We start from the raw sequence: 23,118 nt of genomic DNA, 5'->3' as shown, positions 1-23,118 counted from the left end.
TCCTCCCGGGCCTCGTTCGCCGCACAAGGGGCAGGTGACAGCAGCCGTGATGGTCATCTTGGGTCCCCTGATGATGTCGCTCGCGGGCATCGTCCTGGCTACCGACTACCGGGGGTGGCGTGATGCCGCGGCCAAGGCGCACGGTGGCGTCTGGAACATTGGTTATTTCAAGACCTACGCAACCTTCCGGTACGTAGGGCTGACGGCGGCGTGGATGGGAGCCATTTTCACTGTGGGAGCTACGGTCGCGGTGATCTTCACCTGTGCGAGGTAGGAGCAAACCTGTCTCGGCGCCGTCGATCAGTTGACATCAGCGGCTGACACCAACAGATGCGAACAGCGGCGACCGATGCCGGATGACAACAGGTGGCCGTCTGAGGATTCCGGGCGATTGGTCGACGTTATCCAGGTCAACCACGATGCGGCCCAACCTCGCTCCTCGAGCGGGTGTCGCAGGCTCGAATCCTGCCGGGGGCACAGCACAAAGGGCCGGTTCGAGGGACTTGATCCTCCGAACCGGCCCTCTTGCATGATCGCTTGCGCGCCGCGTTGGCGCCTCGAAGTCCGTTGAGCCACCACCCGCATGACCGCCTGGCATCAGCCTACGTGGAGCGCCGTAGGACGGGTGACAAGTACGACGGTGACGAGGTCGTCCAGTCCTTTGAAGTCGTCGGAGTAGGCGGTGAAATGGGGAAGTTCCTCAGTCACGGCGAAGGCAGCAATCATCAGGTCGGCTCGGCGGCGCGGCTTGTGGCCCGCGTTGCCAAACCACCGACCCCGGCCGTCACGGGCAGCTCTCCATGCGCGTCACCGTCGCAAGCCACGGTCGCACCGATGCTCCGGTGCGAGAGATCAGTGGCTCCGCTTCCACTGGTCCCAGTGCAGGACCTGCTCACGAGGGATCCGCCGGGCCGGCTTGAAGTCGGTGCCGATAGTGAAGGCCAGCGGGATGAACGCGGCCAGCATGACGTCGTCGTACGGCACGTCGAGCACCTGGGCGAGCTCCCGTTCGAGCGGTCCCTGCGCTGTTGTCCACACCGTGCCCAGGCCCCGGGCCCGAGCCGCCAGCATGAAACTCCACACGGCAGGCAGGATCGATCCCCAGGCCCCCGCCTGCACGGCGACCGGCGCGGCGTCGGTACGCCCTTCGACACCGGGGATGACGAACGCCGGCACCCGGTGGATGTTCGCGGCCAGGTGGCGCAGGCCGTCGAAGACCCGCTCGGTGGAGCCGGGGTGGTGGTTCATACGCCGCACGTCGCGCTCTGTCAGGGGCTGCCCGTCGGCCAGCGAGAGGGCACGCAGGAAGATGTCGGCCACGGCCTGCCGCCGGGCGGGGTCGGTGACGACAATGAAGTGCCAGCGCTGCCGGTTGCGGCCGGTCGGAGCCTGCACAGCCAGATCCACGCACTCCTCGATCAAGGAGCGCGGCACCGGGCGGTCCAGGTCCAGACGCTTACGCACCGCGCGGGTGGTCGACAGCAGCTCATCAGGGGTGAGGTCGAGCGTCACGACTGCCTCCTCGGGCATCGGATGACGGTGTAGAGAGTGGTTGGCCAGGCATGGGCCAGGGCCTCGCCGCCTGTGGCGCGGTTCCGCAGGTCGCAGTGGCCAGGACGGCGCCGAGGACGGAGAAGCCACCAGCGACGAGGAAGGCGAGCCGGTAACCGTCGATGCCGGGCCCGCCCGTCGCCGTGATCGAGACGGGCACCACCACGCCGATTCCGGCGCCGATCTGGACGGCCTCGGTGATCAGCCCGGAGGCCAGGTGCTGCTGGCTCCCGGACAGAGCGCAGAAGCAGCGATGTTGAGGCTCGGGAAGGAGAGGTCGTTGCCCACGCCGTGCGCAAGGGAAGCAAGCAGCAGCACGTCGGCATACCGCAGTGGGCCTTGTCCATGCCGAGCCTCCATCTGAGCACCAATAATCTGTCTACAGACAGTTGGCGAGCATACAATGCAATGACTGGCACGCAAATAATCTGTTGGCAGACGATTCTTGGTAGGCTTCCCGGAGAGGCGCACCGCAGCAGAGCGCAGGAGCACCGAGCAGAGGAGGTGGGCCCTATGCCGCCCAAGACCGCAGACCGGACACACGCGGCGTACTTCCCGAAGCTCGCCGCGGAACGTCTGGACATCGCCCTGTGCCGGGCCTCGACCGCGGTCGCGCGAGCCGCGGACGCCCACGCGAGCGAGTCCGGGCTCGGGGTCGGGCAGCATCTGGTGCTGAAAATGCTGGCATCGGTCGGCCCCTGCTCACAGCGTGTCCTGAGCGACGAACTGCGCATCGACCGCAGCGTCATGGTCGGCATCTGCGACAGCCTGGAGCAGGCGGGCCACGTGCGCCGCGAGCGGGACACCGGTGACCGACGCGCCTACGCCGTCACTCTCACCGACTCGGGCCGACAGCTACTCGCCCACGCTGAAGGCGTCATCCCCGAATTCCTCGATGCCACGTTCCAGCCCCTCACTCCTGCCGAGCGCGAACAGCTCTCCGCTCTTCTCGGCAAACTGCTGCAGCTTCACTCCTGACTCGGTTTCCTCCATCACGGCCAACGGCCAACGTCCGTCCGTGTCTTCCAGCATGTGTGCCGTTCACGACGTGTTCGGAGTTCGAGGTTCGGGGTTCGAGGTTCGGGCTTGCTCCGTCCGTTCCTGCACGAAAGCCACCCGGATCCCCGGCGGCGCGTAAGGTCCGTGGAGTGCCGAGGAACAAGGTCAGTGTGATCGGCCCCCTCCACAACACCGGGAAGCACATCGATGAGTGCGCACCGTCCCTGCTCGGGCAGAGCCTTCCGGCCGACGAGTACGAGGTCATCTACGTCGACGACGGGTCGACGGACGACACGCTGACGCGGCTGGAGAAACTGGCGTCCGGGCATCCGAACGTTCAGGTACATACCCAGCCCAACTCCGGCTGGCCGGGCGCGCCGCGCAACCTCGGCCTGAAGTACGCCAAGGGCGAGTACGTGCAGTTCGTCGACCATGACGACACACTCGGGTCCAAGGCCCTCGAGCGGCCGTACGAACACGCGACGCGCAACCGGGCCGTCCCGGGTCCGGCGTACGAAGCCGGCACCGGGCGCCGCATCCTCGACGTGGTCGCCGCCAGCCCCCGGGTCCGGCGCGCACGCCGACGGCTGGGACGGCTGGGACGGCTGGGACGGCTGGGACGGTCAAGCTGACCCCGCAGCCATCACGTTCACATAGCCTCGCGGCTTGTGAAGTTCATACGAACGGTGTGGGGCCGAGAGCGGGGCAGGTGGGCAAGGGACCAGCTGACCCCTTCGCAGGCGAAGGCATACGACCGGGTGGCCAATCTGTTCGACAGGGGCGAGTACGAGAAGGCAGAGGCCGGGGCGAGAGCCCTCGCGGCCGCGCCCAGGCGCTTCTGGGACCGGGGCCCGGTGCTGGAGTGGCTGACAGGGGGTTTGGCCACGGCGGCGGCCATTGCTCAGGGGCGGGGAGCCGAGGTGCAGGCTGAGCTGGATACCCTGATCGCGGATCTGGAGCGGACGACCGGCGCCGGGCGGGCATTGCTGCTGGAGGTTCGGGTGAACCGCGTGGCAGCCCTCCTCGACCAGGGGCGGTATACGGAGGCAGAGGCCGAAGCAGACGGCATACTGCGTGCCGCGCTACGGATCGCGCATCTCACCCAGGTACACGATATCGAGCTGTCCGCTTTGGCCAACCTGGCAACTGCGTTGAACAGGCAGGGCCGTTACGAAGAGGCGGAGGCCATCGCCCGCGGGAATCTTCCACGCGCGCAGGCGGGCTTGGTCACCACCCTGCACTGTTCCCTGGTAAGCAGCTTGAACGGGCAGGGACGGTACGAGGAGGCTCTGGCCGAGGCCCGTCACCTCACGCCGACGTGGGACTGCACCGAGAGCGGGACGCTGGACATCGGCGTGGCCACAGCCCTGCACGGCCTGGGCCGCCGTAGCGAGGCGGAAGCCACAGCCCGCCGGGCGTTGAGCGCCTGCGAGGAGTTCCTGCATCCGGCTCATCCCCGGATCGAGGAGGCCCGCACGCTGCTGCACCGCATCACCGCAGAGGGTCCGCCCGCCTGACGAGCACGCACCACCCATCCTCCGGTCCTCCGGTCCTCCGGTGACAGACGGGCCGAGCCTCGTCCCGCCCCCTACCGGGGCCCGCAGGGGCCCGAGCACCGCGCACCGGGACCGGCCGGCGCCTGCGGCAGGTCGGGCGGCGGGGCGGCGGGCTCGTAGGGCAGGAGCAGGCGGAACAGGCAGCCCAGGCCGGGGCCGGTGTCGAGTTCCAGGCGGCCGTCGTGGCCGGACTGGGCGCGCCTGTGCCGGGGCGGTTCCCTGGTTCGGGAGCCGCCCCGGCACGGGTGCGGGATCAGCCGGTGACCTCCTTGTTCTTCGCCAGTGCCTCGGTGCGTTCCTTCACTGTCTTGCGCAGGTTCTCCACCACGGTGTCCAGGCCCTTGCCGACCGCCTCCGCCTGGTCGGCGACGCGGTCGAGTGCCTTCAGTGCGGTGCCCGATCCGTAGAACTTCTGGTACTGCTCGCTGTACGCCTTCTTGTAAATCTTGTCGAAGGCGGACGAGTCCTGGAACCGTTCCTTGAGCGGGTGACCTGTGGAGATCCCCATGCCTTCCGGCATGTCTCCGCCCCCGGGACCCTGGGCGCCGCCCTGCTGCCCCTGGGAGTCCTGGCCCGCACCTGCGCCCGCACCCGGCATGCCGCTCGGCATGCCCTGCGGCATGTCCGTGGGCATCCCCTGCGGCATCCCCGTAGGCATCCCCTGCGGCATGTCCGTCGGCATCCCCGTAGGCATCCCGGAAGGCAGGTCCTGATCGTTCTGATCGTTCTGACCCTGCTGCGCGTCCTGGCCGGTCGTGGTTCCGCCCTGGCCGCCCGGCATGGGGCCGCCGCCCATGCTCATGTCGTCGTCCGGTCCCGCGGTCGCGTCACCGGAGAACGTGAGGTTGTAGTCCCAGCCCAGAACCGTGAACTTCTTGGTGTCGAGGTCGTACCAGAGCAGGTAGTTCTTGCCCGGTCCGGCCATGTCGTCGAAGTTCATCAGCAGGTTCTGCGTCGCCACGTAGGTGGCCAGGGACTCGACGTCCACGTACTGGTCGAGTTCCTCGGCGAACTCCTTGTCCGACGCCTGGTCGAGCCACTTGATGAGCTTCATGACCGGTTTCAGGTCCTGGCTGCCCACCTTGTTGAGCTGCTTGAAGGAGTCCTCGTAGTCGGTCGGGTCGTCGCCCTGGTACGCGAAGCTACTACCGGCCCGTGCCTTGTACAGGACCCCGTTCCCGTCACCGACGGACTCGGCGTACTCGGTGTCGGGGTTCTCGACCATCAGCCGGGTGGCGACCGGCCGTTGGTTGACCTTCACGGAGGTGAAGGCGTACCGCTCGTTCTTCAGACCGGTCTCGTCCATCAGGTTCAGCGACAACGCCTCGTTCACCGGAACCTGGTCGTTGCTGCCCGGACGCAGTGAGATCTCGCGCTCGCCCTGGTAGGCCCGGCCCTCGATGAACTCGTCGACCTTGATCAGCCAGGGCAGCTCCTCCGGCTTCTTCTCGGACAGGTCGTACTGCATCATCCCGCCGGCGCCGCCTCCTGCGGGGTTCATGCCGTCCTGGCCGGTGGTGCCTGAACTGCCGCCGTCCGCCTTGTCGCCGGTCCCTGAACTGCCGGCGTCGGACTGGGCGTTGGCGCCAGGGACACCGGTGTTGGCCTGACCCCCGGTCCCCCCCGACTGCTGCGGGGCCGGGGCGCCCTGTCCGTCACCGACACCTGCGGGCGGCGCCTGGCCGCCACCAGGCATGCCCTGGCCGGTGCCGCGCAGGGACATCAGGGTGGAGTTGCCCTTCAGGCGGATGCCGACGTCCTTCAGGAAGACGCCGTCGATGGTGAGGTCGGCCTCGATGTACTCCTTGCTGCCGTCTTCCCGGAACTCCTTCATCATCTTGTCGAAGTCGGTCTGGTTGTACTCCAGTTGGATGGAGTGGGCGACCGAGGAGTCGTACAGGCCGACCGTGCCCTTGACGTTCTCGGTGATGGTGTCGGCCTCCACCCGTGAGGCGGAGGTGACGTACGGCGAGATCCGGACGTCACCGAAGGCGTAGACCATGACCGCCAGCCCCGCGCACAACGCTCCGGCCGGCTTCCAGTGGTGCCGCAGCCGAACCGGCACCCGGTCCTTCAGCCGACGGCGCGGAGACGCCGTCGTACCGTCGCCCGGCATCACAGGTCGGTCTGGTCGTAACCGGTCAGGACCGTCACCCGCTGTCCGGACGTCCGCTGCTGGAGCGCGGCCACCACGTCACCGGGCTCGGTGCCCTTCTTCATACGCACCGTGTAGAACACCTCGGTCAGTGCACCGCCACGTATCGTCTCCGTGCTCACCAGTTCGAACTCGGTGGTGTACTTGATCAGGACGTCGCGGATGGCGGCGGTGTAGTCCTCACCGGCCGGGACCTGGACCTTGACGACCTGGCGCTGCACGTCCAGGGCGAACCAGTCGAACTTGAACATCACGAAGACGATCGCACTGATCACCACGGCGCCCACCGCGGCGAGGGTGTAGAACCGGGCACCGCAGGCCATGCCGATGGCCATCACCAGGAAGACGAAGCCGACGTCCCGGGTCTCCTTGACCGCGTTCCGGAACCGGACCACGGACAACGCGCCGACCAGGGAGAACGCGCGGGCGAGGTTGGACCCGACGACCAGCATGATCAGGGCCACGACCATGCCCACGATGACGAGGGTCTGCACGTAGGACTGGCTGTAGGAGACGTTCCGGTGCGTGTACCGGTACACGTAGCCGATCAGCGTACTCAGGACGAAGGACAGCGCCATGGCCGCGACGACATCGGCGACACTGAACGTGCCACTGAGTTCCTGAAGATCGAAATTCACTGTGCTCCTGCTTTCCGAGGCGCGTCATGCGCCGGCCGCTGCGGGGGCAGCGGCTCGTTGGTGGGGGTGGGCGGCGGACAGTCCGCCTCGCCGAGGTGGAAGACGGACCGGGGGGCCAGGCCGAACGTCTCGATGGACTGCACGTACTTGGAGACCCGGATGAGGTTCAGGTTCCGGCGGGCGGCCAGATCCGTGATCCAGTGCGGCGTGCGCTCGTTCACCTTGATCTCCATCACCGACATGTGCGGCGGGACGGTGAACCGGTTCTCCGGGTTGTTCGTGCCGAAGTGGAAGTCGCGGTCCCGGCCGCGGATGCGCCGGTCGAAGGTGACCCGCAGCCCGGTGTCCGCGTCCCGGCCGACCAGGGCCTCACGCTGGTAGCCGGTGATCGCGGTGGGCTGGAGGTTCAGCCGGATGACCAGTTCCAGGACCTCCTGGACGAAGGCGCTCTCCTTGGCCGAGTGCTCGATCATCTGCCGGCCGTCGCACAGCTGCTGGGCGACGCCGTAGGGGAGCGTGATCCGGCGCTTCTGCGTGACCCGGTTCACCCGCTGCTTGATCTCCACGCAGACCGGAGATTCGTCAGTCACCCCGTCCAGGTCGCCGTAGTGGCGGATGCGCAGCTTGCGCCGGAACTTCAGGCCCTCGATCTTCTCCCAGTAGAAACGCAGCTGCGGAGTGTCGTAGTACAGGCTCCACACGCCGTAGCCGCCGACCGGGCTGTTCAGGTCGCGGTCCATGCGTTCGGCGAGCTCGTCCCTGATGTCGGCGGCCTGTTCCACCGGCACCAGGTACTTCAGCTCGAACCGGTTGAAGGCGTGCAGCCTGCTGGCGACGTGCAGCGATTCGCCCTCCGCCGTTCCGGACCCGGTCGCGGGTTCCGCGGGTGCATCAGGGGTCTTCGCCTTCCGCCACGTGGTCACCGGCAGTGCCACCATGCGCCTCCTTCGTTCGTGCGGTCGGACGGACCGCACGACCACGGAACAGACGCTGCGTGAGAGAAAGCTGAGAATTCAGAGATAAATCAAAGAGAATTTCAGGTGTCCGTACGGTGAACAGCAGGTTCCGCGAGGGGCGGGGCTGCGCGAGGCACAGAGCTGTACGAGGTGCCGACGACGGGACGAGGGGGCGCGCCCGGCCCGAGAGGTCGGTGCGCCCCGTCGTTCACGACCCGGAAGGCGACCGCAGTTCTTCCGGGCAGGGCGTGCCGGGCGACAGCTGATAGGGCGCGGCCAGCCGGTAGACGCCGGGGCGCGGTGCGAGCAGTTCCGTCCACTCGTCGCCGTCCTCGTCCTTCTCGACCCTGTTCAGACAGCCGTAGGTGTTGACGAAGGTCCGTGGGGTGTCCGCGTCCTCGCGCTTCTTGGACTCCTCGGTCTCCTGCGGCCGCTCGACGCTCCTGCCCTCGCTGTCGACCAGGGCGAGCCAGCGCGAGTACGGGATGCGGATCAGGACCCGGCCGGGCGTCTTCACATGGATGGTCAGCTCGCCCGCACCGGCCCGGTCCACCGTGGCCGGCGGATCCGCCAGCGGCACCGGGTTGTCGACCTCGTAGAGCCGCCAGTTGGTGTCCGACCAGATCAGCTTCAGATACGGCAGCCCCTGAGCGACCAGTTCCGCCTCCCGCACCGCCCCGCTGGAGTCCGGTTTCCCCTTGGGCAGCACCACGTAGTGCACGGCCCAGCGGTCGAGCCACTGGCGGTAGTTGGCGCTGTTCAGGGTGTCGTCGTAGAAGAGCGGGTTGCGCTCCATGTCCGCCTGCCGGTTCCAGCCACGGGCCAGATTGACGTACGGGGCGAGCGCGGACGCCTCCCGGTGGCTGCTCGCGGGCACGACCTCGACCCTGCCGCGCTCGGCCCCGACCACCTGCAGCTGGTTGACGAGCGGGGCCAGCTCACGCGTCCAGGAGGCGGCAGGGGCGGTCTTCACGATGTCGTCGACGGCCTTGACGCCGATCCAGAGGTTCAGCCCGGCGAACGCGACCACCAGTGCGTACCAGCGCCGGGAGCGCGGCTTGGCGTACGGCAGCGCGGCGAGCAGCACCACACCGGCGAACAGCATCGCCAGGCGGGTGATGTTCGAGCCGATCTGCGAGTCGATCACATAGGTGAGCAGCGTCCCGACGCCGTACACCGCGGCCGCGGTACGGACCGTCTTCCAGTCGCGCGGGACGAGGACGAAGACGAGGACCGAGAAGAGGAACGGCAGCGACAGGGTCGCGACCGACATCGGCTGGGTTCCGGAGAACGGGAACAGCCACGCGGACAGCACCACGACGGCGACCGGTGCCAGGCCCAGCGCATACGCTCCGGGGCGCCGCTTGTTCAGGAAGAGCGCGGCGGCGACCACGCCCAGGAACAGTCCGGCCACCGGGCTGCTCGCCGTCGCGAGCCCGGCGAGCGGGGCGGCGACGGCCGCCTTCGCCCACCGCTTGTACCGCCAGCGGTGGGGCCAGCAGAACACCGCCGCCACCGCGCCCAGCGCGAACATCATGCCGAGCCCGAACGTCACGCGCCCGGACATCGCGTTGCACAGGTACGCGAACACCCCGGCGAACGAGCACGCGAGCGGATTGCGGACGGCCCGGACCCGGACCAGGATCAGCGCCGTCAGCGCCGCCGAGACGGTCCCGGCGACCATCATCGTCGTCCGCACGCCGAGCACCGACATCAGATACGGCGACACGACGCTGTACGAGACGGGGTGCATGCCCCCGTACCAGGCGAGGTTGTACGCGGTACCGGGATGCCGGCCGACGAACTCGGCCCAGGCGTCCTGGGCCGCGAGGTCACCGCCGCTGTTGGCGAAGAAGAAGAACCAGAGCAGGTGGGTGATCGCGGCGACCACGGTCGTCAGCAGGACCGGATGGCGGTGGCACCACTGCCTGAATCCGGCCACCAGGCCGCCACTGTCCGGCGCGGACGGCCGCGCGGAGCCCTGTTCGGGATCCACGAGGTCCGTGCTGTGCTTCGCCCGTCGCGGCTCAGCAGTGGTCACTGCGACTCTCCCCGTCCTCGCCCGGACACGTGGTCGCAACCGACGGTGTACCGCGCGGGCCCCATGCGCCGGAAGACGCGTCCCGGGATCCACGCGTTGTCTCCGGGACGCTAGCACGCACCGCATCACTGCCCGAAAGGGGTCGTACGGAACGGGTCATTCCAAAGCGGGCCGCCATGGACGACCAAGATCTTTTGCGCACGGGCCGTGGACGAGCGGGTGGAGCCACTGCGGCTGATCGGTATGCCGCCAGAACGGACCGGGCCACGCAGCGCCTGCCGCGCCGCGTGGCCCGGTCACGTTCCGGACGTCTCTCCGCCCGATCAGCTGATCCGCTTCATCTTCTGCGCGAAGCCGGGAGCCTTCAGATCCTGCTGGAGCGCCACCGGGGCGCTGACCTTGCCGGGGCCCGTGCCCACGGTCACCACGCCCACCTCGGTGCCCGCCGAGGCGTCGTGCGGAATCGTCTTGCCGTTGTCCGACACGGACAGTTCGACCTTGAGGCCGGACCAGCCCTTCGCCTTCAGGTTGCGGGTCGCGACCACCGGTGTCCGGCCGCCGAGTCCGTCGTCGACGTACCCGACCACGTCGCCCTTCTTCACGACCGTGGTCGAGGTGACGGCCTTCTGCACACCCTTGATCAGCTTGAGGCTGTTGTCCAACGACATCTTGAGGCTGTCGTAGGGCTGGCCGGTTCCCGCCTGCTGGCCCATGACGGCGCCGTAGATCCAGAGCCGCTTCCCGTCGACGACGGTGTTCGCGGACCAGAGCAGGTTGCCGCCGGCCGGGGTGGACGAGCCGGTCTTGATGCCGCTCACACCCGGCTCCAGCAGGATGGTGTTGTTGTTGTAGATCGTCTGGTCGATCCCCGGAATCTGGATCTGCGGGGTGTCGACGATCTCCCGGAACACGTCGTTCTGCATGACCGCCCTGGCCAGCTTCAGCTGGTCCTCGGCGGTGGAGACCGTCGTCTTCTCCAGGCCGCTCGGGTCCGTGTACGTGGTGTTCGTCATCCCGAGTTCCTCGGCGGCGGCGTTCATCTTGACGACGAACTCCTTCTCGGACGACGCGTCCCACCGCGCGAACAGCCGCGCCGCGTTGTTCCCGGAGGGGATCATCAGCAGCTGGAGCAGCTGCTTCTCGGTGAACTGCTGCCCCTTCGTGATCGGTGCCGTCGACTCGTCCTCACGCTTGGACTCGTCCTCCGCCTGCTGGTCGACCGTGATCTTCTCGCCCTGCTCCTTGCCGGTGAGGGGGTGGCCCTTGAGGACCACGTACGCGGTCATGACCTTGGCGACGCTGGCGATGGGCGCGGGCTTCTGTGCGCCCGCGCTGCCCATCGAACCGACGCCGTCCACGGTCACCGCCGACTGCCCCTGCGACGGCCAGGAGAGGTTCAGGCCCTCCCCCTTGAAGGTGAAGGACGGATCCACCGACAGCCCCAGCTCGGGGTCCGGGAGCGGGCGCACCATCTGCACGATCGCAAAGATGATCAGCAGAAGCAGAACCAGCGGGGTCCAGATCTTGACCCGGCGCACGGCGGTGCGGACCGGCGTGTCGGGCGGCGGAGGCGTGTTCGTCAGCTCGGCCAGCAGGTCGAGCGGCGGCTTGGGCGGCATCGGCTGCTGCGTGGTCCGCTCGGCGCGGGAGATCGAGGGGGCCACGGGCGGCGTACCGGCCGTGCCGGGCTTCGCGGACGATCCGGGCGACGCCTCGGGCCTGACGGAAGCGGGCTCCGGCCGCTCGTCGTCCCCGCGCAGCGGTACGAACGTGCTGGTCCGCTCGGCGGCGGCCTCGGGCTTCGTCTCCGCATCCGGCTTCGGGGCGGGCCGGGCGACCTTCAGTGCGGTCGTCGGCTGGTCGAACGCGTCCGCGGCGGGCGCCCGGAAAACAGCGGTCGGCTGGTCGACTACGCGCTTGTCCTCGGCGGGACCGGGCTCGGCGGCGTCGGCCGCGGTGTCGGTGCCGGGCTCGGCGTCGGCCTTGGGCTCGGCGTCGGGCTTGGGCTCGGCGTCGGGCTTGGGCTCGGCGTCGGGCTTGGGCTCGGCGTCGGGCTTGGGCTTGTCAGCGGTGTCCTGCTTGGTTTCGGCGCCGGGCTCGGTGTCGACGTCCGGCTCATCGGCGCCCGACTCATCGGCGTCGGGCCCACCGGCGTCGGGCCCACCGGCGGTATCGGCGGTGTCCTCGGCGTCGGCTTCCGGAGCTTCGGCGTCCTTGGCATCCGCTTCCGGGGCTTCGGCGTCCTTGGCGTCCTCGTCATCATCAGAGGCGTCGGCGGACGGTTCCTCCGAGGCATCGGTACCGGCACCGGCACCGCCCGACGTGGTGGCCTCGTCCATGGCTGCGGAATTCGGGGCGACCTGCTCCGGTGCGTCACCCTTCGCCGCGGTGTCGTCGTCCGCGCCGGCAACAGCCCCGTCCTCGGCCGCAGCGTCCTTCGCGTCGCCGTTCGAGACCCAGGCGGCGACCGCCGCACGCAGCCGCGCGTCGCCCTCTTCGGGCGCGGCGGACTCGGCGGACTCGGTGCGGTCCACCTCCTGTGAGGGCTCAGCGGCGTCCTCGCCGACCGCGCCCTCTGCATCCTCCGCGTTGTCCGAGGGCTTGGAGGGCTTGGAGGGCTCGGAGGGCTCGGAGGGCTCGGAGGGCTCGGAGGGCTCGTCCGAGGCTGCCGAGGCCCCAGAGGCCCCCTCCACACCCTCGGCGGGCCCCTGCGCGTCCTCAGCACCCTCGGCGCTCACCGCGCCCTTGTCCCCGTCCTCGTCCTCGTCCTGCACGGACGGTCGCGTCCGGAAGACGGCTGTCGCCGTGTCCACCGGGCCGCTCTCGGCGCCCTTGTCCCTCTCGGTGTCCTGGCCGGGCAGTCCCGCCCTCGGCCCGGTACGGAAGACGGCCGTCGCCGTGTCCTTCCCACTGCCGGAATCGGCATCGGCATGGGTCTCGGCAGGCGGTTCGCGGAAGACGGCAAGCCGCGGATCGCTCTCGCTCCGAGCCGTGCCCGACGACTTCTGCTGCTCCGACTTGTCGGGGGACTCGCCCGCCACCGATGCCTCCTCCATGCGGCGCGGGGACATCCCCGCGCTGTCCGAACCATCTACCAGTGTCCCGTGTGATTCCACCGGCCCGGTTGCAAGACGAGAACGACATACCTACCGGTTCCCGAACAAAGCACCCAGGCGCTCTCGACAGACCAATGTGAGAGGGGTCACCCTGTCATTCATCCACGCGGGGAGGCATGGATGGGCAGGAGCCGCAGAACAATTCCGGAGGAGCTTCTGCTGCTCGCTCTGGACCCGACCACGGGTACCACAGCGCAGCCGCAGTCGCTCGACCTCGGCCTCGCCGGAGCACAGCTAGTGGAGCTGGCTCTGGCAGGACGGATAGCCCCTGACGGGGATCGTATCGCCGTGGTGATGCCACGGCCGACAGGAGATCCGACCCTGGACTCCGCACTGGAACTGCTGCGCCGACGCGGCAGCCCGGTCCGGGCCGTCCACTGGATCGGCGGACCCCGGCTCGGGCTTCGCCAGATCTATCTCGCTCACCTGGAACGGTGCGGCATGGTGCATGCCGCGGCGGGCCAGATGTGCGGGGTGCTGCCGACGACTCGCTACCAGGCGACGGACACGGCAGTCAGCCGGGACATCAGAGCCAGGCTGGACAGCGCGATCCGCACCGGTGTACCGCCGGACGCGCGGACCGCGGCGCTCGCCGCGCTGGCCCATGCGGTCGGGCTCGGCAAGCACCTGTACCCGGGGAACGAGGGGCGCTCGTCGCGTTCCAGGCTCCGGGACCTGATCAGGCACGACCCGATGGGCGGACTCGTGGCGCATGCCGTGATGGACGTCCAGAACGGAGCGGTCGCACAGCCGCGTCGCAACCAGGCGGCCGGTGTGCCGTTGCCACCACAGGTCCGGGCACAGTCACGCCGCGGCGGCATGGCGCACACCGCGGTCCACTAGGACCGCACCCGTCCGCCGGCCCACCGCACCACCGCACCACCGCGTAACACCGCAGCACTACCGCCACACCAACCGCATACCGCCGCACCTCGTCCCACGACCCGGTTCGGGAGCCGCAGATGAGCGGGGCAGCCATGGACACGGCTGCCCCGCTCGTCCTCGTGTGCCCGTTTCCCAGCGCGACCGGGGTCAGTGGTGGCAATCTGCTCAGAAGTAGATACGCACAGCTACACAGCGGAGGTGCCGTTTCCGTGCCGTCCAACGTCAATCCCACCGTCAGGCGACGCCGGTTGGGCCAGGAATTGCGCCGCCTGCGCGAACTCAAGGGCATGACGGCCGAGGAGGTGGCGGAGCGACTGCTGGTCTCGCAGTCGAAGATCAGCCGCCTGGAGAACGGCCGCCGCTCCATCAGCCAGCGCGATGTGCGCGACCTCTGCGGGGTGTACGAGGTCGCGGACCACCGGGTCGTCGAATCACTCATGCAGATGGCCAAGGACTCGCGCCAACAAGGATGGTGGCACGCCTTCGGCGACATCCCGTACAGCGTCTACATCGGCCTGGAGACCGATGCCGATTCCCTCAGGGTCTACGAACCCCAGGTGATCCCGGGCCTGTTGCAGACCAGGAGCTACGCCGAGTCGGTCATCCAGGGCGCACTGCCGGAGGCCCCGCCGAGCGACATCGACAAGCGCGTCGGCGTCCGGCTCCGCCGCCAGGACCGGATCACCGCCCCGGACCATCCGCTGCGCCTGTGGGCGGTGATCGACGAGTCCGCGCTGCGCCGGATGGTCGGCGGCAAGCAGGTGATGATCGAGCAGTTGGAGCGGCTGATCGAGCTGTCGAACCAGCCGCATGTCACCGTGCAGGTACTGCCGTTCCACATGGGCGCGCACCCCGGCATCAACGGGCAGTACGCCATCCTGGAATTCCCCGACGCCCTGGACTCCAGCGTCGTCTACATCGAAGGAGTCACCAGCGATCTCTATCTGGAGAAAGCCATCGATGTGCAGCGGTACAGCGTCATGTACGAGCATCTGCGGGCACAGGCGCTGAATGCGGAACAGACCCGGCATTTCATCGGCGACATCGTGAAGCAATACGCCGAACTCTCCGGCGCGTAAAACCGGACAGCCCATAAAGTCCGGCATACGACGAAAAGGCGATATGCGAGAGTGGGCGGCGGGACTTTACACCGCCGCCCACTAAAGCCGGAAGACCTGGCTGGTATATACCACCCGGTCGAGTGAACACCCGCGTCACTCAGGGAACTTGACGGGTAGCGTCGATCACGCCAACCGGAACGCTTTTCCGGCGAGCTCGTCATTCACCCACCTCTCTGAACCGGAGTGAGCATGGCCATTCGTCAAGGTGCTACGGACCAGTGGACGAAGTCCTCGTATTCCGGGGGAAACGGCGCCTGCGTCGAAGTCAGGTCCCCTGTCGTGCAGGCGGTTTCCGTGCGTGACTCGAAGGCGCCCGAGGGGCCTTCGATCACTTTCGTCCCCACCGCATGGAACGCCTTCGTGCGGGACATCGGCAAGGGTGCCGTCGACGCCTGACCGATGCTCCCGGCGTTCTCACCGCAGCACTGTCGTCCGATGCCGCCGGAAGCCCTCTCGACTGGTCCGCCGTCCTGGCCGAGGGGGCTCCGGCGGTCATCCGCGGACGTCCGGGTTCCTTACTTCTCAGCGCAGTTGATCGACATACCGGTCGGTGCCGGGCACGGTCGGAATGAACGGCGCGACCAACTCCACCCGCCCCGCACCGGATTCCGCGACGAGTGCGTCGAGTCCGGTGAAGTGGTCCTCCCAACAGGTCCGCGGATCCTCCTGGAGAAACCACAGCAGGGTCAGCCGGGTATCGACACCCTCGACCTGCTTCACATAGGTCATCCGGTCGCCGGGCAGTGGCGTGGGACGGAAGACCGTCACCATCGCCGCCGGGGAACCGCTCAGCCGCTTCGGCAGATGGCGCACGCGCAGCCATTCCAGCAACTCGGCCCGCTGCTCGGCCCCTTCGGACTCGACCACCTGAAGGACGAGCCCCTGGTAGGGGTGGTCGAGCGCATGGTAGTCCCGGGGCCCCGCGGCGCCGTCCCGGTACACCGTCGCCACATGGTCCTGGAACGACGTGAACACATGGGTGCGCCCCTGATAGACCCGGCCGTCCCGGTTGAGTCTCTTGTTGATCCCGACGGTCCACTTCATGTGGTCGTCGTAACGCCCCCGGGTCACCCAGTACGTCGACAGATAGCAGCCGGCACCGACGGGTTCGGCGACCGCGGACTTCTCCGGGTAGCGCAGCTCCCGCAGCTCCTTCGTGGCGACCCAGCGACGGCCCGCGAACATCCACGGCATCGCCATCGCGCCCGCGTAGTAGTGGTCGTCCTCATACCAGCGGTTGTACGCGTACTCGTGCCCCGGGTGCGGTTCGACCATGGTGATCAGCGCATGGCCGGGATGCACTCCGTACGGTCCCAGCGCGGCCAGCTCGGCATAGGTGTCGCTCCGCGTCTCGTCGCTCATACCGTTCCCCTTCCGTGCTCCGCAGCAGCGCCCTACTCTGACGCACCGTCAGACAAACTGCCAGAGCCGGGAGGCCACCGATGCTGCTCGCGGGGAAGACCGTCATCGTGTCCGGGGTGGGCGCAGGGCTCGGGCATCAGGTCGCGGCGGCGGTCGTCCGGGACGGCGGCAACGCGGTGCTCGGCGCGCGCACCGCCGCGAAGCTCGCCGCGTCGGCCGCCGCGATCGACCCGGAGGGCCGGCGCACCGCCCACCGGGCCACCGACATCACGGACGAGGCGCAGTGCGAGGTGCTCGCCGCGCTGGCGCTGGAGCGGTTCGGCCGCATCGACGCGGTGGTTCATGTCGCCGCCTGGGACAGCTACTTCGGCGGGATCGAGGATGCCGACTTCGCCGCCTGGCAGTCGGTCATCGATGTCAATCTGCTCGGCACGCTGCGGATGACCCGGGCCTGCCTGCCCGCCCTCAAGAAGCGGGGCGGCTCGGTGGTCGTCATCGGGACGCAGTCCGCGGTGGCCGCACCGTCCCAGGTGCAGCAGGCGGCGTACGCGGCGTCGAAGGGGGCACTCACCTCCGCGATGTACTCCATGGCGCGGGAGTTCGGACCCCACCGGATCCGGGTGAACACGGTGCTGCCCGGCTGGATGTGGGGCCCGCCGGTGCAGGCGTACGTACGGTTCACCGCGCGCACCGAGGGCGTGTCCGAGGACGAGGTGCTGGGGAGGCTCACCGCGCGCATGGCGCTGCCGGACCTGGCCACGGACGGCGATGTGGCCGAGGCCGCCGCGTTTCTGGCCTCGGACCGGGCGCGGGCGATCACCGGGCAGTCGCTGCTGGTCAACGCGGGCGAGCTGATGCGCTGACGCCGCCACTCCCCTGGGTTCGGTGCCTCAGCCGCGCGGATAGCGGATCAGCCAGCCCGGCACGGCCGCCGACGGGCTGTGCAGGGCCTGCCCCTGGGTCGTCTCCATCGCGAAGTCGTCGGCGATCTCCAACAGCGTTCCCCTCCCCTCCAGTTCGGCGATCCAGGCCGGGGGCAGCGCCGTCTCGCCGTGCAGCGCACCGAGCAGGGCCCCGCACAGGGCCCCGGTGGCCGCGGAGGGCCCGCCGTGGTTGACCGCCAGGCGCAGCCCCTGCGGGACGTCCTCACCGACCAGTGCGCAGTAGACGGCGACGGCGAGGACTTCCTCGGCGGCACCCGTGACACCCAGCGACTCGATCAGGGCCGGCCCCGGGATGCCCTGGCGTACGGCTCCGAGGGCCTGTTTCAGCGCTTCGGTGAGCGGTTCGTGCCCCGGACGCTCGGCGATCAGGGCGAGGGTGTGCTGGACGGAACCGTCCAGGGTCTCACCGCGGGCCAGCCCGTGCACCAGGACGGCGAGAGCGCCCGAGGCGAGGAGCGTGGTGGGGTGGCCGTGGGTCTGCGCGGCGCATTCGACGGCGAGTTGGAACACGAGCTGGGGTTCCCAGCCGATGAGCAGCCCGAACGGGGCGGACCGGGTGAGCGCCGCCGAGTCCCGTGCGGTGGGGTTCTTCGGCTGGTCGAGGGTGCCCATCGTGTCGTCCCCGAGCCCGGTCAGGCACTCCCGGGTGGGCCCGCGGCGGGCGTAGAGCCATTCCTGCTGGGCGAGCCAGCCGTTGTCCTTGCGGCGTTCGTCGGGCCCCCAGTCGTGCTGGGTGGCCACCCACCGCAGATGGGCCCGGTACACGTCGGTGGGCGGGTGCCAGGCGCCGGTGTCCCGGCGGACCTGGGCGCGGATCAGCCCGTCGACGGTGAACAGGGTGAGCTGGGTGATCGCGGTGACGGTGCCGCGTCCGCCGTGCACGGGCAGGAAGTCGGTGACGCCGTCGGCTCCGTGGGCCTGCCGGATCTCTTCGAGGGTCAGCCCGTCGACCCCCGCACCGAGGGCGTCCCCGATGGCACCGCCCAGCAGCACGCCGCGCGCCCGGCTGCGGAAGTCCTGCCGCTCCGCGCGGCCCCAGACAGCTGTGGTCCCTCTGGTCACCGCGTCCCTCCCGGTCGGCCCACCCGCGTGCGACTGCAAGGCACTGTAATCGAACAGGAGGGGGCCGCTGAGAGGGCGAAAACGGGTACGCGTGGGTATGTGAACGGACGTCCCGCAGGTCGTTTTTGAGCCGAAGCGGGCCTGCCCGGACGGCCCCCGACGGGCCAGGTCAGGGGCGGGTCAGCAGACGGGTCGGGTGCGGATCGGCCGGCAGGTCGGCGGGCGGATCAGGGGCGCGGCCACGGGCGCCCGCTCAGGCGCTCGATGTCGACGTTGAAACGCCTGAGGTACCCGGCGAAGGCCGAGATGTCCTCCTCGGACCAGTCGGACATGATCCGGTCCAACGACTCGGTGTTGTTCTCCCGTTCGTCGTCGAGCATCCGCTCACCCTCTTCGGTGATGCGGAACTTGCGGGCCATGCCGCCATCGGGATCGGGGATGCGTTCGACCAGGCCGGCGCGCTTCGCCGCCGCGGTCTGCCGGTTCAGGGTCGAGGCGTCGAGCCCGAAGGCGTCACTCAGTTCGCCGATCGACATGGGGCCCTGCACACGGATACGGCTGAGCAGGATGTAGGCGCTCCGCTCCAGCCGGCTGTGCTCACGACGGCTGTACTTCTGATGCAGGAGGCCATGGCGACTGAGCAGCATCTGCTCGTACTCGACTTCGTGCGTAGCCCTGACCATGCGACCGTTGCCTCCCACTCCCTGCGGGGCCGCCGAGCATCCTTCGGGGCGGCTCATTTTCATCCTCTCACACAGGTATGCATCACACACATAATATGGGCGATACATAAGTCGTGTACGATGCATGCCTTCGTCCGAAACAGTCTTACCCGAGGAGTCCCGGCATGGGAGCCCCCCAAGCACCGCCCCGTACGACCGGCGTGATCGCCACGCTGGCCTTCGCCGGCACCGTGGCCGCGATCATGCAGACCCTGGTCACGCCGCTCATCGCGGATCTGCCGCAGATCCTGCACTCCGACGCGTCGAACACCGCCTGGGTCATCACGGTGACCCTGTTGATGGGCGGGGTGTGCGTACCCATCACCGGACGCCTCGGCGACCTGCTGGGCAAGCGCCGGATGCTCCTCGCGTGCTCCGTGCCGCTCATCGTGGGATCGGTGGTCTGCGCCCTCTCGTCGTCCGTCGTCCCCATGATCATCGGTCGTGGTATGCAGGGCATGGGCATGGGCATGGTGCCGCTCGGCATCGCCCTGCTCCGTGACGTGGTCCCCGCCGAGAAGCTCAGCTCCTCCATCGCCCTGGTCAGCGCGTCCATGGGCATCGGCGGCGGTCTCGGCCTGCCGATCTCCTCGGCCGTCGCCCAGTACGCGAACTGGCGTGTGCTGTTCTGGGGCTCCGCCGCCCTGGCCGTGATCATCGCCGCCCTGATCTGGTTCCTCATTCCGGACGTCCCGCCCAGCGCCAAGGGCCAGCGTTTCGACACCCTCGGTGCGGTCGGCCTCGGCGCCGGCCTGGTCTGCCTGCTGCTCGCCATCTCCAAGGGCGCCGAGTGGGGCTGGGCCTCCGCGACGACGCTCGGCCTGTTCGCCGCGGCCGTCGTCATCCTGCTGGCCTGGGGTGCGTGGGAGCTGCGCACCACTGACCCGATGGTCGACCTGCGCACCACCGCCCGCCCCCGCGTGCTGATCACCAACGTCGCCTCGGTGTTCGTCGGCTTCGGCATGTACGCCAGCATGCTGATCGTTCCGCAGCTGCTTCAGTACCCCGAGGCCACCGGATACGGCCTCGGCCAGTCGATGCTGGCAGCGGGCCTCTGGATGGCCCCCGGCGGCATCATGATGATGTTCGTCTCCCCGCTCGGCGGAAAGCTCACCGACGCCCGCGGCCCGAAGTTCACCCTGGTCTGCGGCATCCTGGTGCTGGCCGCCGGTTACGGCGTCTCGCTGTTCCTCATGGGCTCCGCCTGGGGTCTGATGCTGTCCCTCATGGTCATGAACAGCGGTGTGGGTCTCGCCTACGGGGCCATGCCGGCCCTGATCATGGGCTCCGTGCCGCTCTCCGAGACGGCCGCGGCCAACGGCTTCAACACGCTGATGCGTTCCCTCGGTACCTCGATCGGTGCCGCCGTGATCGGCGCGGTCCTGGCCCAGATGACCACCACGGCAGGCCCCTACACCTTCACCTCGGAGAGCGGCTTCCGCACCGGTCTGGTCGTCGGCTGTGGTATCGCCCTGGTCGCCGCGGCGGTCGCCCTCGCCATCCCGGCGCTGCGCCGCAACGCGTCCGAGACCGCGAAGGACGAGGCGGTCCCCGCCCCGAGCCAGGCCGCTGTCGAAGCCTGACGCACCCCGGCGCCCGTCGCGGCGCCCCACCCGGGCCCCCTCGGGCCCGGGTCCGGACCTCGGTTCCGGACCTGACGTCCGGACCTGCGTTCCGGACAGCGAGCACGACCACAGTGCCCGGCGTCGCCTCTCGGCTGACGCCGGGCACTGTGCGTGTTCTCCCCGGTGGGCGTGAGAGAACGTACGGCTCAGCTGCCCGGGCCATACAACCCCTCGGTCGTACGGCTCAGCCGCTCAGGCGTGCGCCCCGACTGCGCGCGATAACCAGCACCTCCCGCAGCGACACGATGACCTGCGTGAGCGCGAACCGCAGGGCGACCTCCCCCGCCGCCCCATCCGCCAGCACCGCTGCCGCTCCCGCCACCACGTCTTCCCCGCAGTCGAGTTGCTCGGCCTCCATCGCGTCGGCCAGCCGGGAGATCCTGCTGCCGGGGTCGTCGGTGCTGAGGTAGCAGGGCTTGCCCTCGGGGGACGTCCAGGGCAGGAGGCGGAGGAGCGCGTCGGTCATGGCGGGTTCCTTGTGACGGAGGCCGGGAAGGGGAGAACAGCCCCGTGCCATGCCCGGAGAAGTACCCGGAGGAGTGGCGACGACCGTTCGTACCCTCATCGTCACTCCCTCCGCCCTACGCTCGGCAGAGCCACGCGATTGCCTGCGCACGGGACAACGGAGAGGGGCCGTCATGGCCGAACTCACGGATGCGGACGAGGAGTCGGGGCGCGCCGCGTTGGGGCGGGCGCTGCGGTTCCTGCGGGAGCGGGCGGGGAAGTCCCTGGGGCAGCTCGCCGAGGAGACGCGGTACGACAAGAGTTACCTGTCCCGGTTGGAGAACACGAAGAGGCTGTCCAAGCTCCCTGTGATGGAGGACCTGGACCGCTACTACGGAACCGATGGCTTGCTCGCCGATCTGTGGCGGTCAGCACGGAGAGAGGTGTTCAAGGACAAGTACAAGGAGTTCATGCGGCTGGAGAATCTGGCGCGCATCATGTGGATGTACCAACTGGCCGTCCCAGGACTGCTCCAGACCGAGGAATACGCACGCGAGGTGTTGTCGACCGCCCAGACCGCGAACCGCAACACCGAGTGGGTCGAGGAGCAGGTGGCCGCACGCATGAGTCGCCAGGAGTTGTTGCACCGCACTCCATCACCGCAAGTGCGAGTGATCCTTGACGAGGTGGCTCTTCGGCGTCAAACCACCGATCCGAAGGTCTGGACGGACCAACTGAGCCATCTGGTCGAGATTTCGGAGTTTCGCTCCGTCACGTTGCAGGTACTTCCGTTCAGCGCGGGACTACATGGGCTGATGGGCAGCCACCTCTGGCTGCTGTGGCAACCGGATGGCAGCTCGGTTGCCTACGTGGAAGGCAACGGGTTCGGCGAGTTGGTGGATGATCTGGACAAGGTTGCGGACTATCGGCTGTCCTACGATCGGGTCCGAGATCTGGCGCTGTCCCCGTCGGGCTCGCTGGCGTTTATCCGGGGCGTCTTGGAGGAGCACCGATCATGAACCGTGTCCCTGACCTCTCCACCGCGGTGTGGCGCAAGTCCAGCTACAGCGACGGCGGCGGCACGAACTGCGTCGAGGTGGCCGACGGGTACCCCGGCCTCGTCCCCGTACGCGACAGCAAGACCCCCACTGGCCCCACACTCCTCATCCCGGCCCCCGCCTGGACCACCTTCGTTGCGTTCGCCACCGGGCGCTGAGCCCTGCACCACGCGACGCCGGGCTTCGGCCCGGGGTCCGCAGGCGCTTCCAACCACTCACCGCGACCGAAGCCCGGCAGTTCCTCGACGCCGCACGCACGGACCGGCTCCACGCGCTGTACGAACTCGCCCTACGCACCGGACTCCGCAAGGGCGAACTCCTCGGCCTCCGGTGGGAGGACCTCGACCTCAACGCAGGCACCGCCACCATCCGCCACTCGCTCCAGCGCACCCGCACCGGCGGCCTCACGCATCTGCCCACCAAGACCCGGGCGTCCGAGCGCCGTATCGCGCTCCCGACCGGATGCATCCACTCCCTCAAGGAGCACAAACAGCAGCAGGACACGGAGCGCGAGACCGCAGGGTCAGCCTGGCAGCACAGCGGCCTTGTCTTCACCACGCCAGCCGGCCGACCTCTCGACCCCGCCAACCTCACCCGCCGCTTCCGCAGCTTCCTCAACAGGGCCGGACTCCGGCGCATCCGCTTCCACGACCTCCGACATTCGACCGCGACCCTGCTCCTGGAACAAGGCGTCAACCTCGTCGTCATCAAGGAACTCCTCGGCCACGCCCACATCGGCGTCACCGCCGCAACGCCAGGCCATCGACTCCCTCGGCGAGGCCCTTGGCCAGGGCGACGACGGCCCCGACGTCCCGCCCACCACAGCCGTCGTCCGCTGACGTTTCCGTCACCGTTGCCGTCAGACGCTCCAGAGGCCCCACCG

General features: G+C 68.8%; 20 protein-coding genes and 3 pseudogenes. 12 read left to right on the top strand and 11 right to left on the bottom strand.

All coding sequences use genetic code 11. From position 1 onward, the window contains the following. The first annotated feature begins 34 nt into the window (after window positions 1-34). Window positions 35-274 (top strand): hypothetical protein, encoded by a 240-nt coding sequence (locus AB0L71_RS18850; protein ID WP_365243916.1) that lies wholly within the window; start codon window positions 35-37, stop codon window positions 272-274. 323 nt (window positions 275-597) lie between these two features. On the opposite strand, the pseudogene AB0L71_RS18845 reads toward AB0L71_RS18850, so the two are convergent. Further along, window positions 598-762 (bottom strand): annotated as a pseudogene (locus AB0L71_RS18845) (VapC toxin family PIN domain ribonuclease); the annotation flags it as partial. Between the two features lie 90 nt (window positions 763-852). Next, window positions 853-1,512, bottom strand: a complete 660-nt coding sequence (locus AB0L71_RS18840) for a nitroreductase family protein (protein WP_365244009.1) — start codon at window positions 1,510-1,512, stop codon at window positions 853-855. A 552-nt stretch (window positions 1,513-2,064) separates the two neighbouring features. On the opposite strand from AB0L71_RS18840, the gene AB0L71_RS18835 reads away from it, so the two are divergent. The 3 genes and pseudogenes from AB0L71_RS18835 to AB0L71_RS18825 all read left to right on the top strand — a co-directional run bounded on the left by AB0L71_RS18835 (window position 2,065) and on the right by AB0L71_RS18825 (window position 4,067). Then, complete coding sequence (locus AB0L71_RS18835) at window positions 2,065-2,529, top strand: MarR family transcriptional regulator (protein ID WP_365243914.1); 465 nt, start codon at window positions 2,065-2,067, stop codon at window positions 2,527-2,529. 170 nt (window positions 2,530-2,699) lie between these two features. Further along, window positions 2,700-3,041: pseudogene (locus tag AB0L71_RS18830) on the top strand (glycosyltransferase); the annotation flags it as partial. A gap of 267 nt (window positions 3,042-3,308) precedes the next feature. Then, entirely contained in the window at window positions 3,309-4,067 is a 759-nt protein-coding gene (locus AB0L71_RS18825; RefSeq protein WP_365243912.1) for a tetratricopeptide repeat protein, read from the top strand. Between the two features lie 292 nt (window positions 4,068-4,359). Here the strand turns inward: AB0L71_RS18825 and AB0L71_RS18820 are convergent, their stop codons facing one another. From AB0L71_RS18820 to AB0L71_RS18800, 5 genes are all read right to left on the bottom strand, one after another. Next, window positions 4,360-6,222: a CotH kinase family protein gene (locus tag AB0L71_RS18820; RefSeq protein ID WP_365243911.1), complete on the bottom strand. Its 1,863-nt coding sequence runs from the start codon at window positions 6,220-6,222 to the stop codon at window positions 4,360-4,362. Further along, on the bottom strand, window positions 6,222-6,899 hold the full coding sequence (locus AB0L71_RS18815; RefSeq protein ID WP_365243909.1) for a DUF4956 domain-containing protein: 678 nt from the start codon (window positions 6,897-6,899) through the stop codon (window positions 6,222-6,224). Before AB0L71_RS18815 ends, AB0L71_RS18820 begins: the two co-directional genes overlap by 1 nt. Continuing rightward, window positions 6,896-7,837, bottom strand: a complete 942-nt coding sequence (locus tag AB0L71_RS18810) for a polyphosphate polymerase domain-containing protein (RefSeq protein WP_365243907.1) — start codon at window positions 7,835-7,837, stop codon at window positions 6,896-6,898. The genes AB0L71_RS18815 and AB0L71_RS18810 overlap by 4 nt, the downstream gene beginning before the upstream one ends. Window positions 7,838-8,063: 226 nt before the next feature. After that, a complete protein-coding gene (locus tag AB0L71_RS18805; RefSeq protein ID WP_365243905.1) occupies window positions 8,064-9,896 on the bottom strand; it encodes an MFS transporter in 1,833 nt (610 codons plus the stop codon). A gap of 323 nt (window positions 9,897-10,219) precedes the next feature. Beyond that, on the bottom strand, window positions 10,220-12,937 hold the full coding sequence (locus AB0L71_RS18800) for a serine hydrolase (protein WP_365244008.1): 2,718 nt from the start codon (window positions 12,935-12,937) through the stop codon (window positions 10,220-10,222). Window positions 12,938-13,132: 195 nt separating this feature from the next. Here AB0L71_RS18800 and AB0L71_RS18795 point away from each other — a divergent pair, with 195 nt between their 5' ends. From AB0L71_RS18795 to AB0L71_RS18785, 3 genes are all read left to right on the top strand, one after another. After that, window positions 13,133-13,855: a GPP34 family phosphoprotein gene (locus AB0L71_RS18795; RefSeq protein WP_365243903.1), complete on the top strand. Its 723-nt coding sequence runs from the start codon at window positions 13,133-13,135 to the stop codon at window positions 13,853-13,855. Between the two features lie 251 nt (window positions 13,856-14,106). Further along, the gene (locus AB0L71_RS18790; RefSeq protein ID WP_365244006.1) at window positions 14,107-14,976 is read left to right on the top strand and encodes a helix-turn-helix transcriptional regulator; all 870 of its coding nucleotides are present in this window, start codon (window positions 14,107-14,109) and stop codon (window positions 14,974-14,976) included. 231 nt (window positions 14,977-15,207) lie between these two features. Continuing rightward, window positions 15,208-15,414, top strand: coding sequence for a DUF397 domain-containing protein (locus AB0L71_RS18785; protein ID WP_365243901.1), 207 nt, complete (start codon window positions 15,208-15,210; stop codon window positions 15,412-15,414). A 126-nt stretch (window positions 15,415-15,540) separates the two neighbouring features. Here AB0L71_RS18785 and AB0L71_RS18780 read toward each other — a convergent pair whose 3' ends face one another. Next, window positions 15,541-16,380, bottom strand: a complete 840-nt coding sequence (locus AB0L71_RS18780) for a hypothetical protein (RefSeq protein WP_365243899.1) — start codon at window positions 16,378-16,380, stop codon at window positions 15,541-15,543. Between the two features lie 80 nt (window positions 16,381-16,460). Between AB0L71_RS18780 and AB0L71_RS18775 the strand changes: the two genes are divergently transcribed. Further along, window positions 16,461-17,243: an SDR family oxidoreductase gene (locus AB0L71_RS18775; RefSeq protein ID WP_365243898.1), complete on the top strand. Its 783-nt coding sequence runs from the start codon at window positions 16,461-16,463 to the stop codon at window positions 17,241-17,243. 27 nt (window positions 17,244-17,270) lie between these two features. On the opposite strand, the gene AB0L71_RS18770 is transcribed toward AB0L71_RS18775, so the two are convergent. Together AB0L71_RS18770 and AB0L71_RS18765 are read right to left on the bottom strand one after the other, a co-directional pair. Then, window positions 17,271-18,386, bottom strand: a complete 1,116-nt coding sequence (locus AB0L71_RS18770; RefSeq protein WP_365243896.1) for an ADP-ribosylglycohydrolase family protein — start codon at window positions 18,384-18,386, stop codon at window positions 17,271-17,273. Between the two features lie 227 nt (window positions 18,387-18,613). Beyond that, entirely contained in the window at window positions 18,614-19,069 is a 456-nt protein-coding gene (locus AB0L71_RS18765) for a MarR family transcriptional regulator (protein ID WP_365243894.1), read from the bottom strand. Between the two features lie 164 nt (window positions 19,070-19,233). On the opposite strand from AB0L71_RS18765, the gene AB0L71_RS18760 reads away from it, so the two are divergent. Then, entirely contained in the window at window positions 19,234-20,691 is a 1,458-nt protein-coding gene (locus AB0L71_RS18760) for an MFS transporter (RefSeq protein ID WP_365243892.1), read from the top strand. Window positions 20,692-20,917: 226 nt separating this feature from the next. Here AB0L71_RS18760 and AB0L71_RS18755 read toward each other — a convergent pair whose 3' ends face one another. Then, the gene (locus AB0L71_RS18755; protein ID WP_365243890.1) at window positions 20,918-21,199 is read right to left on the bottom strand and encodes a sulfatase; all 282 of its coding nucleotides are present in this window, start codon (window positions 21,197-21,199) and stop codon (window positions 20,918-20,920) included. 172 nt (window positions 21,200-21,371) lie between these two features. Between AB0L71_RS18755 and AB0L71_RS18750 the strand changes: the two genes are divergently transcribed. The 3 genes and pseudogenes from AB0L71_RS18750 to AB0L71_RS18740 all read left to right on the top strand — a co-directional run. Beyond that, window positions 21,372-22,196, top strand: coding sequence for a helix-turn-helix transcriptional regulator (locus AB0L71_RS18750; RefSeq protein WP_365243888.1), 825 nt, complete (start codon window positions 21,372-21,374; stop codon window positions 22,194-22,196). Next, window positions 22,193-22,393, top strand: coding sequence for a DUF397 domain-containing protein (locus AB0L71_RS18745; protein WP_365243886.1), 201 nt, complete (start codon window positions 22,193-22,195; stop codon window positions 22,391-22,393). The genes AB0L71_RS18750 and AB0L71_RS18745 overlap by 4 nt, the downstream gene beginning before the upstream one ends. 41 nt (window positions 22,394-22,434) lie before the next feature. Next, window positions 22,435-23,074 (top strand): annotated as a pseudogene (locus tag AB0L71_RS18740) (site-specific integrase); the annotation flags it as partial. Window positions 23,075-23,118: the final 44 nt, after the last annotated feature.

Source organism: Streptomyces sp. NPDC052052 (genome assembly GCF_040680455.1).
In the GTDB taxonomy this organism is placed as follows: Bacteria; Actinomycetota; Actinomycetes; order Streptomycetales; family Streptomycetaceae; genus Streptomyces.
The sequence above is the reverse complement of the archived record's forward strand: the minus strand, read 5'-3'. Positions and strand labels throughout refer to the sequence as shown.